General features: G+C 58.8%; 20 protein-coding genes. 5 read left to right on the top strand and 15 right to left on the bottom strand.

The genetic code is table 11. The features are described 5' to 3' along the window. Positions 1-59: 59 nt before the first annotated feature. Complete coding sequence (locus AB6K10_RS06760; protein WP_339118256.1) at positions 60-896, bottom strand: metal ABC transporter permease; 837 nt, start codon at positions 894-896, stop codon at positions 60-62. Next, positions 886-1,632 carry a metal ABC transporter ATP-binding protein gene (locus AB6K10_RS06755; protein WP_339118255.1) on the bottom strand — a complete coding sequence of 249 codons (747 nt, stop codon included), beginning with the start codon at positions 1,630-1,632 and terminating at the stop codon, positions 886-888. Before AB6K10_RS06755 ends, AB6K10_RS06760 begins: the two co-directional genes overlap by 11 nt. Before the next feature lie 112 nt (positions 1,633-1,744). Here AB6K10_RS06755 and AB6K10_RS06750 point away from each other — a divergent pair, with 112 nt between their 5' ends. Together AB6K10_RS06750 and AB6K10_RS06745 are read left to right on the top strand one after the other, a co-directional pair. Further along, positions 1,745-2,746 carry a metal ABC transporter solute-binding protein, Zn/Mn family gene (locus tag AB6K10_RS06750; protein WP_339118254.1) on the top strand — a complete coding sequence of 334 codons (1,002 nt, stop codon included), beginning with the start codon at positions 1,745-1,747 and terminating at the stop codon, positions 2,744-2,746. Positions 2,747-2,870: 124 nt separating this feature from the next. Beyond that, positions 2,871-3,287, top strand: a complete 417-nt coding sequence (locus AB6K10_RS06745; protein ID WP_339118253.1) for a hypothetical protein — start codon at positions 2,871-2,873, stop codon at positions 3,285-3,287. Positions 3,288-3,324: 37 nt separating this feature from the next. Here AB6K10_RS06745 and AB6K10_RS06740 read toward each other — a convergent pair whose 3' ends face one another. From AB6K10_RS06740 to AB6K10_RS06725, 4 genes are all read right to left on the bottom strand, one after another. After that, complete coding sequence (locus tag AB6K10_RS06740) at positions 3,325-3,573, bottom strand: YkoF family thiamine/hydroxymethylpyrimidine-binding protein (protein WP_339118252.1); 249 nt, start codon at positions 3,571-3,573, stop codon at positions 3,325-3,327. Positions 3,574-3,592: 19 nt separating this feature from the next. Beyond that, entirely contained in the window at positions 3,593-4,405 is an 813-nt protein-coding gene (locus tag AB6K10_RS06735; RefSeq protein ID WP_339118251.1) for an alpha/beta hydrolase, read from the bottom strand. A gap of 104 nt (positions 4,406-4,509) precedes the next feature. Further along, positions 4,510-5,556, bottom strand: coding sequence for a DNA polymerase IV (gene dinB, locus AB6K10_RS06730; RefSeq protein WP_159341216.1), 1,047 nt, complete (start codon positions 5,554-5,556; stop codon positions 4,510-4,512). Between the two features lie 63 nt (positions 5,557-5,619). Next, the gene (locus tag AB6K10_RS06725; protein ID WP_339118250.1) at positions 5,620-7,098 is read right to left on the bottom strand and encodes a protein adenylyltransferase SelO family protein; all 1,479 of its coding nucleotides are present in this window, start codon (positions 7,096-7,098) and stop codon (positions 5,620-5,622) included. A gap of 70 nt (positions 7,099-7,168) precedes the next feature. Here AB6K10_RS06725 and AB6K10_RS06720 point away from each other — a divergent pair, with 70 nt between their 5' ends. Beyond that, positions 7,169-7,822, top strand: a complete 654-nt coding sequence (locus AB6K10_RS06720) for a DNA-3-methyladenine glycosylase (protein WP_339118249.1) — start codon at positions 7,169-7,171, stop codon at positions 7,820-7,822. Here the strand turns inward: AB6K10_RS06720 and AB6K10_RS06715 are convergent. Then, positions 7,819-8,673: an NAD-dependent protein deacetylase gene (locus AB6K10_RS06715; protein ID WP_253016581.1), complete on the bottom strand. Its 855-nt coding sequence runs from the start codon at positions 8,671-8,673 to the stop codon at positions 7,819-7,821. The two genes, AB6K10_RS06720 and AB6K10_RS06715, sit on opposite strands and share 4 nt — an antisense overlap. A gap of 108 nt (positions 8,674-8,781) precedes the next feature. On the opposite strand from AB6K10_RS06715, the gene AB6K10_RS06710 reads away from it, so the two are divergent. Then, a complete protein-coding gene (locus AB6K10_RS06710; protein ID WP_339118248.1) occupies positions 8,782-9,954 on the top strand; it encodes a UbiH/UbiF/VisC/COQ6 family ubiquinone biosynthesis hydroxylase in 1,173 nt (390 codons plus the stop codon). Between the two features lie 40 nt (positions 9,955-9,994). Here AB6K10_RS06710 and AB6K10_RS06705 read toward each other — a convergent pair whose 3' ends face one another. Further along, positions 9,995-10,690 carry an aspartate/glutamate racemase family protein gene (locus AB6K10_RS06705; RefSeq protein WP_339118247.1) on the bottom strand — a complete coding sequence of 232 codons (696 nt, stop codon included), beginning with the start codon at positions 10,688-10,690 and terminating at the stop codon, positions 9,995-9,997. Positions 10,691-10,770: 80 nt separating this feature from the next. Next, a complete protein-coding gene (locus AB6K10_RS06700) occupies positions 10,771-11,424 on the bottom strand; it encodes a DsbA family oxidoreductase (protein ID WP_339119601.1) in 654 nt (217 codons plus the stop codon). Positions 11,425-11,522: 98 nt separating this feature from the next. On the opposite strand from AB6K10_RS06700, the gene AB6K10_RS06695 reads away from it, so the two are divergent. Further along, a complete protein-coding gene (locus AB6K10_RS06695; protein ID WP_339118246.1) occupies positions 11,523-11,936 on the top strand; it encodes a hypothetical protein in 414 nt (137 codons plus the stop codon). Positions 11,937-11,977: 41 nt separating this feature from the next. Here AB6K10_RS06695 and AB6K10_RS06690 read toward each other — a convergent pair whose 3' ends face one another. The 6 genes from AB6K10_RS06690 to AB6K10_RS06665 form a co-directional block, all read right to left on the bottom strand. Continuing rightward, positions 11,978-12,940 carry a ribonuclease Z gene (locus AB6K10_RS06690; RefSeq protein WP_339118245.1) on the bottom strand — a complete coding sequence of 321 codons (963 nt, stop codon included), beginning with the start codon at positions 12,938-12,940 and terminating at the stop codon, positions 11,978-11,980. Between the two features lie 126 nt (positions 12,941-13,066). Then, positions 13,067-13,360, bottom strand: a complete 294-nt coding sequence (locus AB6K10_RS06685; RefSeq protein ID WP_339118244.1) for a HigA family addiction module antitoxin — start codon at positions 13,358-13,360, stop codon at positions 13,067-13,069. After that, on the bottom strand, positions 13,360-13,545 hold the full coding sequence (locus AB6K10_RS06680) for a type II toxin-antitoxin system RelE/ParE family toxin (protein WP_339118243.1): 186 nt from the start codon (positions 13,543-13,545) through the stop codon (positions 13,360-13,362). The genes AB6K10_RS06685 and AB6K10_RS06680 overlap by 1 nt, the downstream gene beginning before the upstream one ends. 26 nt (positions 13,546-13,571) lie before the next feature. Then, on the bottom strand, positions 13,572-15,386 hold the full coding sequence (locus AB6K10_RS06675) for an RNA-directed DNA polymerase (protein WP_339118242.1): 1,815 nt from the start codon (positions 15,384-15,386) through the stop codon (positions 13,572-13,574). A 212-nt stretch (positions 15,387-15,598) separates the two neighbouring features. Further along, entirely contained in the window at positions 15,599-16,513 is a 915-nt protein-coding gene (locus AB6K10_RS06670; protein WP_339118241.1) for a hypothetical protein, read from the bottom strand. Beyond that, a complete protein-coding gene (locus tag AB6K10_RS06665) occupies positions 16,510-17,751 on the bottom strand; it encodes a hypothetical protein (protein ID WP_339119600.1) in 1,242 nt (413 codons plus the stop codon). The genes AB6K10_RS06670 and AB6K10_RS06665 overlap by 4 nt, the downstream gene beginning before the upstream one ends. Position 17,752: the final 1 nt, after the last annotated feature.

Below are 17,752 nucleotides of genomic sequence, written 5' to 3'. Positions count from 1 at the left end.
TATAAGCGCTAGCGCGTGGCGACGAGCCGCCCCAAAGGCCCGCTGTCCGCCCGACTGATTTAGCGCATGGGAATCTTGGGAGTCTCTGGCGCAAGGCGCTGACGAAAAACGCGCCAAACGTGAGATATCAGCGTTGCCAATGTGAATAGCAGGGCAGCCAGGGAGACGATGGTCGGGCCGGTGGGGGTATCCAGCAGGTAGGCGCTTTTGAGCCCTGTCACGACCGCCAGCATGGCGACCCCAACGGCCACCATCGCCATGGCTTCGGGCGTCCGGCAAAACGGGCGTGCGGTCGCGGCGGGGATGATCAATAGCGCGGCGATCAGCAAGACGCCCACGACTTTCAGCGCGACGGCCACCACCACGGCCAGTGCCAGGGTGAGCACTAACTGTTCACGACGCGGCTGAATGCCACTGGCGTAAGCCAGCTCCTCGCTGAGCGTCGCCGCCAGCAAAGGCGACCAGCGCCAGTACAGCAGTAGCAACACCAGCGCCACGCCACCGCCAATGACCCAAAGATCCTGTTTGCCAACGGCCAAAATATCGCCGAATAGATATGCGTGAAGGTCGATACGCACGCCGGTGAGAAACGACACGGCCACCAGCCCCACTGCCAGCGCAGAGTGAGCCATCACACCGAGCAGCGTATCCATGGCGTAGCCACGACCGCTCAGTAAAGAGACACAGGTCGCCATCAGCAGTGCTACCGTCAGCACACCGAGGAAAATCGAGATATTCATCAACAGCGACAGCGCAACGCCCAGGATGGCCGCATGGGCCGTCGCGTCGCCAAAATACGCCATGCGTCGCCACACCACGAAGCAACCCAGCGGTGCGGCCGCCATGGCCACGAGTATGCCCGCCAACAGGGCGCGCCACATAAAATCATCCAGCATGGGCGGCCTCCTGAGACTGCTGATGATAGAGCGCCAGCGTTTGTGCGGCTTGATCACCGAACAGCGAGCGATAATCCTGCGTCGAGGCCACGTGCTCAGGCTTACCCTGGCAACAGACACAGCGATTGAGGCAAAGCACGTGATCGGCGGTCTGCATCACCACGTGCAGGTCGTGACTGACCATCAGCACGGCGCAGCCGTAGGTGTGGCGAACGCGTTCGATATGGCGATAAAACGCCGCCGTTCCTCGGTGGTCGAGACCTTGCGTCGCTTCATCGAGAATCAAGATGTCGGGCTTGACCAGGAGCGCTCGCGCCAGCAGCACGCGCTGCAACTGCCCGCCAGACAAATCGCTCATATTGGCCTGCAAAAGCGTCTCGGCCCCGGCGTCTTTTAGCGCGCCGTCGACCTCTTGACGAGAATGGCGGCGCGGCAAGTTGATGAAGCGCTGGACCGTCATCGGCAGCGTCACATCCAAATGGAGCCGCTGGGGGACGTACCCAATGCGCTGTTGTGGAGCGAGGGTGACACTGCCCGAGGTGGGCTTCACCGCACCGATCAAGGTTTTCACCAGCGTCGATTTGCCCGAACCGTTAGGGCCGATTAGCGTGAGCACCTGCTCACGAAACAGATCGAAGTGAATATTCTCAAGAATCTGCTGCCCACCGAAGCGAACGTTCAACTGACGAACGCTAAGTACCGCTTCACGAGGGGGTGAAGATGCAAGTGACATCATAGCCATCCGCTCTTGACGTATTTGTTATGTTATAACATAAATATAAAGACAAGCGATACTCGAATGTCCCTCCTTGTCTCGTTCACTCATCCCCGTTTCATCAGGAGCTCCCATGCCATACCGCTTAACGTACTTCGCGCTGCCATTACTGACGGCCTTTCCCCTAGCAACCTTGGCGGAAGTGCCCCGCGTCGCGGTAGATATTCCCCCGGTGTACTCGTTGGTGGCGACCGTCATGGGCGATGTGGGCACGCCCGAGCTGTTCATTCAGCCTGGCGCCTCTCCCCACGGCTATTCGCTGCGCCCCTCGGAAGCCAGCGCGCTGGACAGTGCGGATCTGGTGATATGGGTCAGCGATTCGCTCACCCCTTGGCTGGAAGGGCCGGTAGAACATTTAGCGGGAGACGCACACCACCTAGAGCTGATGGACGTGCCCGGCATCACCACACTGGCATACCGCGAAGAAGCGACGTTCACGCTGGATGAGGGGCAAGCTCACGAGCATAAGCATGACCATGAACATCCGCATGCCAAGTCTCATGACCACCACGATCACCAAGATCACCACGGCCATCATCACAGCCATACCGGCACGAACCCGCACGCTTGGCTATCACCCTCGAACGCGCGCCAGTGGCTCACGGCGATCGCCGACCAGCTAAGCGACCTCGACCCGGATAACGCTGCCGCCTACCGTGACAACGCTGCACAAGGACAAGACGCGCTGATCGCGCTGGAACAACAGCTTCAGGAGCGCCTCGCCCACAGCGCCGACACCCGCTTCATCGTGTTCCACGATGCGTACCAGTATTTCGAGGAAGCCTTTAACGTTCAGGCCGCAGGCGCCATTTCCATCGGCGACGCGTCTGCACCCAGCCCAGCACACATCAAGGCGTTACAAAGGCTGGTCAATGAAGAGAATATTCAGTGTGTCTTCAGCGAACCGCAGTTCAACCCGCAGATGGTCAACAACGTATTTGGCGATACGTCGGCGTATTTGGGCGTGATGGACCCTCTTGGCGTGGGCTTGACGCTGGATGCGGGACTGTATGCGGCGTTGCTGGAGCAGCTAGCCGATGAGATAACGCGCTGCACGCGTGCTGAAAGTGCGTAATACTCGTCTTCCGCGCGAGTGGTCAAAACGTAACGCTGCGAATGGCGTGCTGCGCGCAGCGTTACGTTAGTCAGTAGGGGAAAGAAGTCGGGCTGGCATGGCCGACAAAGGAAAAGGCGTACATATGAAAAAAGCGGTTCTCGTCGCGTTTGGGATAGCGCTGCTCGCCCTCTTCGGCCTCGGTACAAGCCTTTACAGCACCCTGCAGGCGCCTGCCAGCGTCTCGGTGGTTAGCCCGATGGGCGGTTACGTCATCGAATCCGTGAGGGTAACCGGGCTGCTTGCTCCGCTGGGCGGCGTCGCTTACCTGCGCATCATCGACCGGCAAACGCCCTCGACCGTTTACCGCACGCCGCTTTTCGCCACGCAGCACATCGACTTCTCGAAAACATCGGAGGATAGCCGCTACCTGGACGCCATCGTTTGGGTGCGCTTCGATAAACAGGCGCAGCATTTCTCCATCGGTATGCCGCAGTGGCGCGCTGATTGGCGCAACCGCTTCATCAGCAACACGCCCTTCGAGGCAGGTGGCAACGGCTAGGCTGGGTTGGATGACGTTTGGCCAGCCATGGAGGGATTTACCGAGGCCGCCGGTCACCCTCTAAAAAGTTGGCCGTAAACACGGCGTTGCCGTGGGTCTCGAACGACCATTTCATCACGTCGCTTAGTGCCGCCATCACCTCATCGAACTCGCCAAACACCTGGGTGCTCATTCGGTTGGGGTGAACCTCCAGCCCGGTGGCCTCTAAACGTTTGACCACCTCTTTGACTACTGGCTTGAAATCATCGGCCAGCGGGTAGTAGCTCAGCTGTACGGAAAGGTACATATCGTCTCCTTAATCGCCTCTATGGCTGTACCGTTTGAAACTGCTGCCACGCGGCCAGTATCGCCGTGCGCGTCTCTTCCGGGTGTTCCATCGGGAACATGTGCGTGCCGGGCACCATACTCACCGGCAGCCCGCGTCGAGCGATGCGCTTGAGCCGTGAAGGCGTCATCAAGTGCGACTGCTGCCCCGCCACCAGTTGGATGGGTACGCCTACGCGCTGCGGCAGGTTGGAGAGGTGATCCGGCAGGTGGCGGAAAATCTCCAGCTCGATGCGCGGGTCAAAGGTCAGCTCGGCGCTACCGTCATCTAAAAGCCGCGTGCCTGCTTCAATGTAGTCGTTGAGCGCCTCAGGGGTAAAGCGACGAAACAGCCCTCGCCGCCGTAATGAGTTCGCCATCGCCTCACGGCTGGGCCACACGCTGCGCCGCCCTTTGGTTTTACCCGCCGGCGTAATGCGGTCCATCAGCCCAAACCGCTTGGCCGCTTTCATGGCCCAGGCATCTGGCCCCAGCATCAGCGGCGGGTCGAGCATAATCACGCCACAAAAGCGCTTCGGCTGCTTGTCGGCGGCCATGGCCATCAGCGTGCCGCCCAGCGAATGCCCGACGCCCAGCAGCGGCGCGTCGGTATCGGGGAGGTAGCTAATCAGCTCCTCCACCAAGTTGCCCCAGTTGTGGTTCACCGGGTAATCCGGATGGTGGCCTAGCCGATCTAGCGGGTGTAAATCGAACGACTCTGCCAGCGGGTCTAACAGGCTGCGGTAGCTCAAACCGGGAAAGCCGTTGGCATGGGCAAACACTAAGCGGGGGCGTTGGGTGGCATCGGCAGGCATGGCAGGCTCGCGGTTAGGCTAACAGGAAGAAGCGCTATCTATCATACGTCTGTTTTAACGCGAGCACTGAAACCCGTCAATCCACCCAAGGATTAACAGGCTAATTAAAACAGCGAGAGCTGCTGGGCAGCGGTCTCTTCCGCCAAGCGGTAGCCCACCCCCAGCAGGCGCACGGGGCGCTCGCCCCTTGCCCATCCCACGTTCAGCAAGGTTTCGAACTGTTCCAAGTTGGGGGCGGGGTCGGCGTGTTCGACGGTGGTTTGAGTGAAGTCGTTGAATTTGATCTTCACCATTACTCCTCGCACGGCGGGTGCCGGGTCTAGGCGGGCGTAGCGGCGCTCTAAATCGCTAATCAGCTCGGGGAGCTGGCGGCGGCAGGCTTCCAGGGTGGGTAGGTCTTGGGAGTAGGTTAGCTCGGTGCTGATCGACTTGCGCTCGCGGTGGGTTTTAACGGGGCGCTCATCGCGCCCATGGCTGAGTTCATGCAGCCGATGGCCAAAGCGGCCAAAGCGCTCTACCAGCTCGGTAAGCGGCCGGGCGCGCAGATCCGCGCCAGTCTGAATGCCCAACTCCGCCAGCTTTTCAGCGGTGCGCGGCCCTACCCCGTGGATCTTTTTCACCGGAAGCTGCTGCACGAAAGCATCTATATCGTCTGGCGTAATGACAAACAGACCATCGGGCTTGCGCCAGTCGCTGGCGATCTTGGCGAGAAACTTGTTGGGTGCCACGCCCGCCGAGACGGTAATGCCTACTTCCTGCTTCACCCGATGGCGGATGGCTTCAGCCATACGGGTGGCGCTGCCGTGGTGAAGCTTGACCTCCGAGACATCCAGAAAGGCTTCATCCAGCGAGAGCGGCTCGATCAGCTCGGTGACATCGCGATAGATAGCAAACACCTGGCGGGCAACATCTTTGTACTTCGCCATGTCGCCACGAATCACAGTGAGATGGGGGCAGCGTTTGAGCGCCTGAGCCATGGGCATGGCGGAGTGGATGCCGAACTTGCGCGCCGGATAGTTGCAGGTAGCGACCACCCCGCGCTGCTCCACACTGCCGCCAATGGCAATGGGGATATCGGTTAACGCGGGGTTATCGCGCATCTCTACCGCCGCATAGAAGCAGTCACAGTCGCAGTGGATAATTTTGCGCACAGGCCGACCTTGCCTCCGCCCTTACCTGTAAAAAAGCACAGTTTATCACAGGGTGTGCAGCATTTACGTACCACAAAAGGTGCGCAACACCTGTTCGCTTTCCGTGGCCGGAGCGGCCAAGCGGCGCGCTTCTTCGGATTCATCAAAAGGCTGTGTGACCGCCGCGAGCAGCGTGTGGAAGGGCGCGAAATCGCCTTCTACCGCCGCATCGATGACCTCTTGAATGCGGTGGTTACGGGGAATCACCACCGGGTTAGCGCGGCGCATGGCCTCCAGACGCTCGCTCTGCTGGCTCGCTTGCTGGGCGTTTTCCCACTCGGCCAGCCAAGCGGTCAGGCCGTCGGGCTGAGTGGTCAGCGCTAGCAGCGCCTCTTTTTGGGAATGGGCTGATGAGTCCTTTATCAGCGCTTGCGCATAGTGCGTTAGCGCGTCGAACGTCGCGGTCATGTCCATGCGACCTTGATGCATCTGGATTTCCAGCGCTTCCATCAGCGCCACGGCGCGGTCGCTTTCTGGGGCAAGGCCCAGCTTATTAGCGTGCAGGCGGCGCTGCTCGGCGCTAAAGCGGGAGGTAAAGCCGCGAAGCACCTCGGTGGCTTGCTCTACCACGGCATCGCCCTCTTCACGCATCAGCGGCAGCAGGGTTTCGGCAAAACGGGCCAGATTCCACTGGGCAATGCCCGGCTGGTTGTTGAAGGCGTAGCGCCCGCCCTGATCAATGGAGCTATACACTTTTTGCGGATCGAACTGCTCCATAAAGGCGCAGGGGCCGTAATCGATGGTTTCACCGGCAATGCTGCAGTTGTCGGTGTTCATCACCCCGTGGATAAAGCCCAGGCTCATCCAACGCGCCACCAGCGCCGCTTGGCGGGCGGTCACCGCTTCTAACAGCGCAAGGTAAGGGTCTTCAGCGTTGGCCGCTTCTGGGTAGTGGCGGGCAATCACATGATCGGCCAGCGCTTTGAGCGCGCTTTCATCGCGGCGAACGGCGGCAAACTGGAACGTGCCCACGCGAATATGGCTGCTGGCCACGCGGGTCAGCACGGCCCCCGGCTCGGCCATTTGACGCACCACGCGCTCACCGGTGGCGACAGCAGCCAGGGCGCGAGTGGTGGGTACGCCCACGGCGGCCATAAATTCACTCACCAGGTATTCCCGCAGCACCGGGCCAAGGGGCGAGCGGCCATCGCCACCGCGAGAAAACGGCGTGCGGCCGCTGCCTTTTAGCTGCACATCACGGCGTATTCCTTGCTGATCCACCACTTCGCCCAACAGCAGTGCGCGGCCATCGCCTAGCTGCGGCACGAAGTTGCCGAACTGGTGCCCGGCGTAGCCCAGCGCTTTAGGCTCGGCACCCGACGGCAGCTGGTTACCGCTGAACCACTGGGCCAGCGTGGCGTCGTCGGGCCGGGTTTGCATACCTAGCTGCGCGGCCAGGGCATCGTTGAACGCGATCAGGCTGGGCTGTGCCACGGGCGTAGGCTGGCAGGCCACCCATAGGGGCTCTGGCAGCGTGGCAAACTGGTGTTCAAAGGTCAGCACGGGCAACTCCGCTTTTCAATTAATGGCCTACAGAATACCCTAGCAGCTTACTCAAGTACTTGGCGATAGTATGCCGCAGAGAGACACGTTAACCCCTGTTAAGTTACCGATAGAGCAAGGGCCACTCACGCCCCTGCCCCAGGCCTTCTACAACCGCGATACGTTGGAAGTCGCCCGAGACCTGCTGGGCTGCTGGCTAGTGCGCCAGCTCGATGGTGAGCTAATGGCCGCGCGCATTGTGGAAACCGAGGCCTACCGTGGCTCGGAAGATTCCGCTTGCCATGCCCACCGGCGCAGAACGCCACGCACCGAGGCGATGTTTGGCCCGCCCGGTCACGCCTACGTCTATTTGGTGTACGGCATGCACTGGCTGCTGAACGTGGTCACCCAGCCGGAAGGCAACCCCTGCGCGGTATTGATTCGAGCGGTAGAGCCAGTGATCGGCGAGCCTGCCATGCGCGCATGGCGCAGCGTGGCGGGGCGTAACCTAAGCAACGGCCCCGGCAAACTGACTCGGGCACTGCGTATCGATAACGCCCTCTACGGCCACGATATGACGCAAAACGGCGATCAGGCGAACGGCCTGTGGATTACCTCCGGCGAGCCGCCCAGTACGATTGCCAGCGGCCCAAGAGTCGGCATCGATTACGCCCAACCCGCCGACCGCGACGCCCCCTGGCGGCTATGGAGCGAGGGCAACCCGTGGGTGTCGAAAGCGCGTTAAGCGCTCTTCAAGCACGCCACCGCTTGCTCCAACACCGGCGTTAGCGGCGCGCGCCATTGGTGAGTCAAAAACGCATCGGCACGGGTCACACCCAGCGAGAGCGATGCTACAGGCAGCCCCATGGCGTGGGCATCGCGGCAGAAGCGGTAGCCGGAATAGACCATCAACGACGTACCCACTGCCAGCACCGCATCAGCTTGCTGCAGCGCCGCCTGGGCCGCCAACCGCCGCCCCGGGGGCACCACATCGCCGTAGTAGACCACCTGCGGTTTGAGGATGCCCTTGCAGCGGGGGCAGTCCAGCACTTTGAAGGTAGAGAAATCGGTTTCCAGATCCGCATCGCCATCCGGCGCGTGGCGGGCATCCAGCGCGGCAAAGGCAGGGTTCATGCGCGCCATTTCACTGTGCATGGCGTGGCGCATCATTTGATAGCCGCACGCCATACAGGCCACCACGTCCGCCCTGCCGTGAAGATCGATCACCTTTTTCGAGCCAGCCCGCTGGTGCAGGCGGTCCACGTTTTGCGTCACCAGCAGCTCCACATGGCCCATGGCCTCCAGCTCTGCCAACGCCCGATGCGCCCCGCTCACTTGGGCTTCGCGCATGGCTTTAAAGCCCACCAGCGCCCGCGCCCAGTAGCGCTGGCGTACGGCGAAGGAACTCATAAAATCACCGTGCTGCACCGGCGGCGGGCGCTTCCACTGGCCATCGGCATCGCGGTAATCGGGAATCCCGCTGTCGGTACTCACCCCCGCCCCGGTAATCACCCAGAGTTTGGGGTGGCGTTTGATGAAAGCGGCCAGCGCTTCCCCGGCCACCTGGCTGCTCTCGCGTTTTTCTGTACTTTCCACGGCCTGCGTCAATGGATCACCCTAGGCAATACTGCGACAAGTCAACGATACTGTATGACAATATAAGCACATGCAATGTGCCCTCGATAGCGGAGTAAGGAGCCTCTCATGCAGTGGGATCACGAGATTATTATTGTCGGTGGCGGCATGGTGGGCGCGGCCCTGGCGGCAAGGCTCGGCCAGGCGGGCATTTCCGTAGGGCTCGTCGAGCGCGGCAGCGCCCCGAAACCCGCCAGCGGCGACTACGACCTGCGTATTTCATCGCTCAACGCCCGGTCGCTCGCATTTGTGAAAGCCAGCGGCGCGATACTGCCTGGCGAGCGCTGCTGCCCGTTCCGGCATATCGATGTGGCGAATCAGGATGGCACCGGCCACTCCGTGTTCTCCGCCGAAGAGAGCGGCATGAACGACTTCGGTATCTTTATCGAAAACCGCGCTTTGCAGCACGCCCTGTGGCAACGCCTGGAAGAACTGCCCAGCGTGACCTGCTATACCCAGTGCGCTCCGCTCAGCACCATGGCGGCCACCACCGCCCGCATGCTAGAGCTGGATAACGGCAAAACCCTGAGCGCCCGACTGATTGTAGGGGCCGACGGCGCGCGCTCTACGCTACGCGAGCTGGCAGGCATTGGCGTGACCAGCCACGACTACCACCAGCGGGCGATGATTATTAACGTCGAGACCGAGCTGCCCCAGCAGGACGTTAGCTGGCAGTGTTTTACCCCCAAAGGGCCGATTGCCATGCTGCCGCTGCCCGGCCAGCGCGCCTCGCTGGTGTGGTACGACAGCGATGAAGCCACCAAAGCCCGCGAACAGCTCTCTGACAACGCGCTCCAGCACGCCATCGAAACCACCTTCCCCAAGCGCCTGGGCAAGCTCACCCGTATTGTGGCGCGGGCCAGCTTTCCCATTAAGCGCCAGCACGCCAAACGCTACATCGGCAAACGCCTCGCGCTGATTGGCGACGCCGCCCACGTAGTGCACCCGCTGGCCGGGCAAGGGTTGAACATCGGCCTACACGACGCCGACACCCTGGCCGAGCTGATCATCAAAGGCCGCGACCCCGGCGACCACATCAGCCTGCACCGCTTCGAATGCCAGCGCCGCCTGGCCAACCAAGCGATGATTGCCGCCACCGATAGCTTCCACCACCTGTTCACCGGCGCAAAGCCGCTGCGCCAACTGGGCGATCTCAGCCTGCACTTGGCCGAGCGCGTGCCTTTTGCCAAACGTATGATGATGCAGCAGGCCAATGGGTTGAATCCGTTTAAAATCGGCTAACGCTGACTGTCACAAAAGGGGCGAGGACGTCAGTGACTGACTAACCACGCCCCAACGCCCGCTGAACCGCCTGCTCCGCGTGGATCTCGGTGGTATCAAACAGCGGCACGCTCGTATCGGCTTGCTGAATCAGCAGGCCAATCTCTGTACAGCCTAAAATCACGCCCTGCGCGCCGCGCTCAGCCAGCGAAGCGACGATCTTCAAATAGTCAGCTTTGGCATCTGCTTTTACAACGCCCAAGCACAGCTCTTGGTAAATCACCGAGTGTACGCGCTCACGCTGTGACTCGGTGGGCACCACCACCTCGATGCCGTGACGCTGCAAGCGCTCGATATAAAACGCCTGCTCCATGGTAAACCGCGTACCTAGCAAACCCACGCAGGTAATGCCCTGCTGTTGCAGCACCTGAGCCGTGGTGTCGGCGATATGCAGCAGCGGAATGGAGACCGCCGCTTCCAGCGGCTCCGCCACCTTGTGCATGGTGTTGGTACACAGCACCAGAAAATCGGCCCCGGCCGCTTCGATCGTTTTTCCCGCCGCACCCAATATCTCAGCGGTAGCCTGCCAGTTGCCTTGATGCTGTAGCGCCTCTATCTCGGCAAAATCGACGCTGTACAGCACCACCTTGGCCGAATGCAGCCCGCCCAACGCCGTGCGCACATGCTGGTTGATGAGGCGATAGTAGGTCTGCGTGGATTCCCAACTCATACCGCCGATTAAGCCAATGGTTTTCATAGAGATGCGTTCACAGGTTGGGGCTTGGAAAAGGATAAGCTGAGAGTGCTACCCCGCCTTCAGGCGGGGCTTCTCACACATTAGCTGTTAGCGTTCTCTTCGGCCACCTGACGCAGCGCATCGACCAACACATCGGCGGGCTGGGCACCCGAGATCAGGTAACGGCCATCGAGAATAAAGCCCGGCACCGCGCTCACCCCTGCGTCCATAAAGCGCTGTTCTGCCTCGCGTACTTCCTCCGTGTATTGGTCAGAACGGGCAATGGCTTCAGCGGTGTCACCGTCCAGCCCAACCTCAATGGCCTTCTCACGAAGCACCGCTGGGTCGGCGGGGTTTTTCGCTTCACCGAAGTAGGCCTCAAACAGCGCCAACTGAAGCGCCGTCTCTTGGTGTTGAGTTCCGGCCCACGCCAGCACGCGGTGGGCGGCGAAGGTATTGTTCGCCCGGCGCTCCAGGGCACCCCGGAAATTCAGCCCAAGCTCTTCAGCGGCGGCCATAATCTCGCGCTGAGACTGCTCCATGGTAGCCGCGTCTTTGCCGTACTTGTGGCACAAGTGCTCCAGAATCGGCTCGCCTTCAGGCGGCATATCGCGGTTCAGCTCAAAAGGCTGCCAGACCAGCTCAACGTCGATCTCGCCCTTGAGTGTCTCTAGCGCTTGCTCCAAGCGCCGGTAGCCAATGGCGCACCACGGGCAGGCCACGTCGGATACCAGGTCGATTCTTACCTTTTGCATCATGGAACTCCTCTTCGACATATTCCAACATTCGATCCAACTAACAGCATGGTACGTGTATATAGCAAGTAACGGCAGTACCGATGACGGAGGCCACCATGGAAAAAGCCGCGTTAGCACTCATCGCCGTGTTGCTATTAAGCGGGTGCAGCAACACCGCGTCACCTAGCGCACCTGCTCCGGACACGGCAACCGAGCAACACCAGTCCCACCATCAGCTAACCGATAAATGGATTGGCCGATGGATTGGCGTTGAAGGGTTATTTCTGGCCATCAGCAAAGACGAACCTGCAGGCCCCGGCCACTACCTACTTGAAATGCAGTACGGCCTGGATGCCGATCAACGCGGCACCTTCGAAGGCCAAGCAACCGCCGAGGGCATCCGCTTCAACCGCGAGGACGGCCAACACTTGCTCCGAGCTGGCGATGGCGAAGCCACTGGTATGAAATGGCTATTGGAAAAGGAAGACTGCCTAATAGTTAAAACAGGTGAAGGCTATTGCCGCGACTGATCTACCCGTTGGGCTATCAAGAAGTGGCACGGTGACATCGGCTATTCGCACGGCAGTTCAATCAACTGGCCCGCCTTATCCAAACTGTATTCGCCAAAATCCCTCGCCAAGTAGAGCGCGCCTGAATAGACGCTTTGCGCCTCTTTGCGGATATCCTCAATGGAAGGCGAGGTATGGGAGATAAGCGGATAACGAGGGCTAAAGTGGGTGAGCACCAAGTTGGGCAGCTTGATGGCTTGAGCAAACGCCGCCACCTGCTTGCCGTAGCTATGCCCTACCTCACCGGCCTTTTCGGCCATCTCTTCGGTGTAGGTGGCTTCGTGCACCAGCACCTGTGCCCCGGCGCATGCCTCTGCCAACAGCTCGGGCTGGTCGTTGTCTCCGGCAATCACCACTTTTCTGGGAGCGTGTTTGAACAGCAGATAATCCTGGCTACGCAGCGGCTTGCCTTCAAACGCCACATCCCTTCCCTGCTTCAACTGCCCCCACAACGGCCCTCTGGGAATGCCTTGTTGATCTAATTTATTCACATCCAGGGCTGCACCCACGTTGCGCTCAGTGAACGTATAGGCATAGCACGGCACCCGATGGGAAAGCGTAAACGTCGTCACCGCCATGTTCTCAAACTCAACGCTGGGCAGGTCATCGGAGCAGATAAATTCCAGTGCAAAAGGCAAGCAAAGCTGTGTGACCGCAAACGTGGCTTCCAGCCAGGTTTGGATACCTGCCGAGGCCACAATGGTTAGAGGTGCTGTGCGCCCGCCCATGGCCGCACTCGCCAGAATGCCAGGCAGCCCATAGCAGTGGTCGCCGTGCACGTGGGTAATCAAGATGGCTTTCAGTGAATGGAACGACAGCTTCGTGTGCAAAACCTGATGCTGGGTGCCTTCGCCACAATCGATCAGGTACCAGCCCTTCCCCTTGCTCTCGCGCAAGGCGATGCCGGAGACGTTTCTTGTTTTGGTGGGTACACCGGCTGAAGTGCCGAGAAAGAGTAGGTTCATGGTGTTTTGTGGGGCCATGGAGATTAATAGCTATTCTCGGAAAATTGCTACAACGCCTACACCAAGCGCGCCTTGACCATGGAGGCGAAACAGCAATGGAAGAGAAGCCACCATGTTAAGCGCTTATCAAGCGGCGTTAAATTCCAGTGGATGGAGGTCATCCAGATCGACCGTACTCCGAGCCACCCAAAGATCATGCATATCTTGCATCGCCAACCAGCTCTCAGGGCTACGTCCCAGCACTTTGGAAAGTCGCAGCGACATTTCCGGGCTAATGCCACTTTCTCCTTTGAGCAGCCGGGACAACGTGGACGGTGAAACGCCCAGACTCGTAGCAAGCTGACGCGAGCTAATGCCAAAGGGTTCCAAATACACGTCCCGAATAAATTCACCAGGATGCGGCGGATTATGCATCGTCATTAGTGATAATCCTCATAATCAAGAATGTAGGCGTTGCTGTCCTGAAATTCGAACGTCATACGCCAATTTCCGTTTACCCAAATCGACCATCGCCCTTTGTCTTTTCCTTTCAATGGGTGAAGCCTAAAGCCAGGGATGTTCATGTCTTCGACTGAAGTGGCGGTATCCAGAGCAAGAAGCTGCATACGTAGCTTCTTGGTATGATGCGCACTCACTTGATGTTGAATTGATGGTCAAGCCACTTCCTGTAGTACGGGTCATGAATATGGTCGAGCACCAATTCCCGTACCGAGTCGTTGGTTCTGATCGTTTCAGAATTTAGTACTGAACAGAGAACCAAGAATTTCTGCAGAGGGTATGGGCGCTGCGGATTCTTGGGAAACAAATAAAAATTTAGCTTTCCGTCAAGTTTGTCGATTCTCGAAAAGGACTGGATCTGATTCGCCAATGAAACAGTGCTTACAACACCGCTCGAAATTTGTTGACGCAACAGCTCATCAATCTGCTTGCTGTTGGTTATCAGCAGCCTGGACATGACCGCTGTAACTTGCCGACGAAGAAATGAGTCGCTTTGCCAAAGATTTTGATATTTTTTAACGAACTTAGTTAGGTCCTCAGGATGTGAGTACTTAGCTTTGAACCACAGCGCAGAATAGAAATCCGCAGGATTTTTGCTCATGAATGACGCCGAGACCAAGCTGTTGTCAACTGAGCTTAAGAACTCAGTTGCCTGGTCAGTGAGCGGAACCTCCCACAGTGTGACTAAGCTGGCCAGTTGAAATAGAGAAATATCATCAAACACATCTATAGCGCTAAGAATCTCTTGCACCTTAGACGCAGAGCGCTTCGTGTATCCAATCTTTGAGAGATAAATTAGGAGATTAGGTCTCAAGGACGGATAGTTGACATAAATATCGGTGATCTCGGTTAGCAGCTTCGTGGATTCAGCCTTGCCAAAGGCTGTTATGTAACGCTTCGCGATCTTGTCCCAATACTTAGGCGACCGATCTTTGAAATGCTTTTTCAATCGCCTACGAAGCTCGGTCGTTGTTTTATCGTATTCTTTGTCTCCTTTCTTTAAGCCCTCAACAGAATCGAGGTACTTGTTCTCTTCAATCTGAAAGTGAAAACGAGCTTCTTTACTGTCATAGATTGCGGTCTTTGAAAGGTTAAGAGCCAAACCCCGGCTCTTCAACATATCTGACACCGAGCTAATCAGTTCTATAGCTTGGCTTCGATCATCGACGCCAATAACAATGTCATCCATCCAGCGTGTAAAGTTCTTGTTAGTTTTCTTGTCTAGAACTTCGTCAACTTCGAAAAGAAAGGAATGAGCCAGCAGCCTGATCGCCTCTAGGTTGGAAGTCGGGAGACCTCTGGCACTGTAGGGAAGATAATCAGGCTTCCACGAAATTTCCTCTATGACGCGAAATAGGACATCGACAAGCACTTCGTTGGCTTCGATATAGCCTAGGAAGACCTTTTTTAGTTCGTTTATGTCAATACTGTCGTAGTAGTTCGACAGGTCGGTAACTATCAAAAGTTTTTTGTCTTCGTTAAAGCGATAAATTTCCTTCTGCAACTTTTTCCATTGCTGCCTGAAATTCAGGCCGTACTCTGCAGCATCATGTGGTTTGCCTACATTATGTTTGTCGCGGGAGTAGAAGGCATTTTCTGCAGGTTGATGTTTAACAATTTGTTCCGCTACATGCTCCACCAGAACCTGAAGAACGAGCGCATCTGCCGGCTGGGGAATCACTATGTGCCTACAGACACCAAATTTCTTCTCAAGGCGGTAAATCAGAGGAAGTGATACACGATAGGTGCCATTGAGAAGTTCATTTCGGATGGCATTTGCTCGCTCTTCAATGTTGTAGTTGAAGTCGTAGTGATCGTACAAGTCTTTGAAGTCTAAGGACCGTAACTGACCGCGGACGATCTTCCTCCAGATCGAACTTACCTCTTTCTTACCAAATAGATTAGAAAGAGCATCCTTTCGTAGTTGCCGGAAGCGTTCGGTATGCATTTGTCCTCGCTGCTCGTCTAACACTGCTTATACGGAAGACTGCATAACCCCAATAAACGTACCCGCTCATTCATTGAGGTTATGTAGCCAGTCTATCGACTCTATCCCACTGATTCGCCTGAAAGCAAAGGGAAAATAGGCGGCATATCCAACATTTGCATGCTGGCGCGTTTTGCTCAGCCTCGTCATACCGTCAGGAACACACTGCACGGCTAATACTTTACGCCAAGCCCAAACCAGGCCCAAGCAAGATGCAAGCTGCTAACCAAACCCCACCGCCACCAATTCCCCCTCAAACCACTGCTGCTTAAGCCCCCCTGTTTTTCCAGCAGCGTGAGGCAAGGCCTTAGCGGGTGTTGGGGCGATAGGCCGACATGAAGCTGGCGCAATCGTCGCTGATAAGGTAGTTGCCCCGCAGGCTGGTGCAGGGGGGTGGCGTGTTGGGTGAGCCACGCGATGTCAGGGAGCAGTAAGTGCGTGGCGCCGCTGTCCAGCGCCAGGGTAATGCCTTTGGCGTCGAAGTCGCCTGCGTAAAGGTGCGGCCTGCGAGTTTTGCGCCATACCTCGGCCAGGTGGGCGAAGCCGCCGCCGTAGTGGCTATCGCCTCGGTAGGCGATGAGCGGGTTGGCGTAACCGCTGAGGGCGCTGATGTTCGGGTTGAAAGCGTAGAAGCTGTCGAGGTTTTCCACCTGCACCAGAGCGCCGAAGGCCCCCAGCGTGAGGTGGCGAACGTCCACGTCTCGTATGCAGCGCGGCTCGTTGGCAAGCCCCGAGGTGGGCTGGGGCGGCAGGCTGAGCAGTACGCGCCAGGCACGGGGGCCTTCGCGGGTGGCTTTATCTTCTTCTACGCCCTCTTTCGCCTGGGCGGCACTGCTCAGGCCGCTGAGCGAGCGGCCTAGCGGTGCCAAGCGGGCACTTTCCAGTACATCATTGATCTGCGCCAGCAACTCGGCATCGAAGCGCAGGGCTTGGCTGGAAAGCCGCCTGCCGAGATCGATATCCTGCTGGCGGCACCAGGCCACCACGTCTTCCACCCATTGACCGCGCGTTTTGTCTACTATCGGCTGACGGCGAAGCTGTTTCGCTACGTCATTGAGACCAGAGCGGGCGCGCCCCGTCAGGTTCATACCGCCACCGCCAGGGCCACATCGTGAATCAGCCGCAGGTCGTTATAGGCGCTGGCCTTGCTCTCCTCTTGCTGCAGGCGGAAGGCCTGCTGTTCGCTGCGCGGCAGCCCTTGATACTCGGCAATGACTTGGAACAGCCAAATCTCGTCCGCCCACTCCAGGCCGCTCTGTTGCAGGTACGCCAGGGCGCTGACCGGTTCGGTAGGCGGCTGGTCGAGCACTGCGAGGTAGAAGTGTTCCACGTCCTGCTTGAGCGCCTGCTGGCGGGCGGCGGCCAGGCTCTCTTCGGCGGGTTGAACGGGGTTGGCGACCGCGACGTTTTGTGCGGCGTGGCGTGGGGCGGGCAGGTCATGCAGCAGTTCGGCCAGTACGCGGGTATCCAGGGCGCGGTCTAGCGCCGGGGCGGCGGCGGGGTTGAGCGGGGTGGCGCGGTTGAAGAGCGCGGGCACCTCGCTACGCTGGGCGTAGTTGCCGGGCACAAAGCCAGGGTGTTCGCGCATGAAGGCGGCCATGCCGGTCATCAGACGGCTGCGGGCCTGCTGCTTGCGAAAGCGCGCCATGAGGTCGATCAGCCGACGCTGCACTTCCCGCAGGCTGGTGTAGTGGTGGCTCAGGCGGTTCTGAAGCTGGCTGATGAGCAGCTTGCGCAGGCTGCCGTCGCTACCCACCAGTTCGATCAGCTCGTCGAAGTCGATCAGCGCGAGGCCATCGAGTAGCCGCACGATCTGCTTTTGGGCGCGGTCGTTCTCGCGGATCTTGTCGTTGAGCTGGCTAACGAAGCCGAAATCGCTATTCAGCCGCTGCCACAGGCTGTCGATGGCGTCGGCAAAGCGGCCGTTGAGGTCGTCCACTTCCTGGCGCAGGCGCAGTAGCTGCTGCTCTTGCCGCCAGTGTTCGCCTTTGCTGCGCGCTTCCCGGTAGCTCTCTATCTGGCTACGAATCAGCTCCAGGGTTTCCGCTACGTCGGCATTGACGTGGCGGCGGGCTTCGTCGGCGAGCATTTCGGCGATCAGGTCGCGCACCTTGGGCGAGAGCTTCACGCCGCTTTGCTCGTCGGGCCGCCACAGCACGCGGGCTGCCAGCAGCTTGCGCAGCGCACCGTCGCTCAGGCCTTCCAGCGGTATGTCGTCGCGGGTATAGCCCTGCATGAGGCGCTCGGCGTGTTTGCCCAGCAGCGCCAGGCGCTCCGCGCCGGTTTTCAGCAGGCGGCTCTCCAGTTCGCTCACGCCATTGCCCATA

The sequence above is a fragment of the Halomonas sp. BMC6 genome, assembly GCF_964204995.1.
GTDB lineage: Bacteria > Pseudomonadota > Gammaproteobacteria > Pseudomonadales > Halomonadaceae > Vreelandella.
Note: the sequence above shows the minus strand (reverse complement) of the source record. Positions and strands in the feature narration are given on the sequence as shown.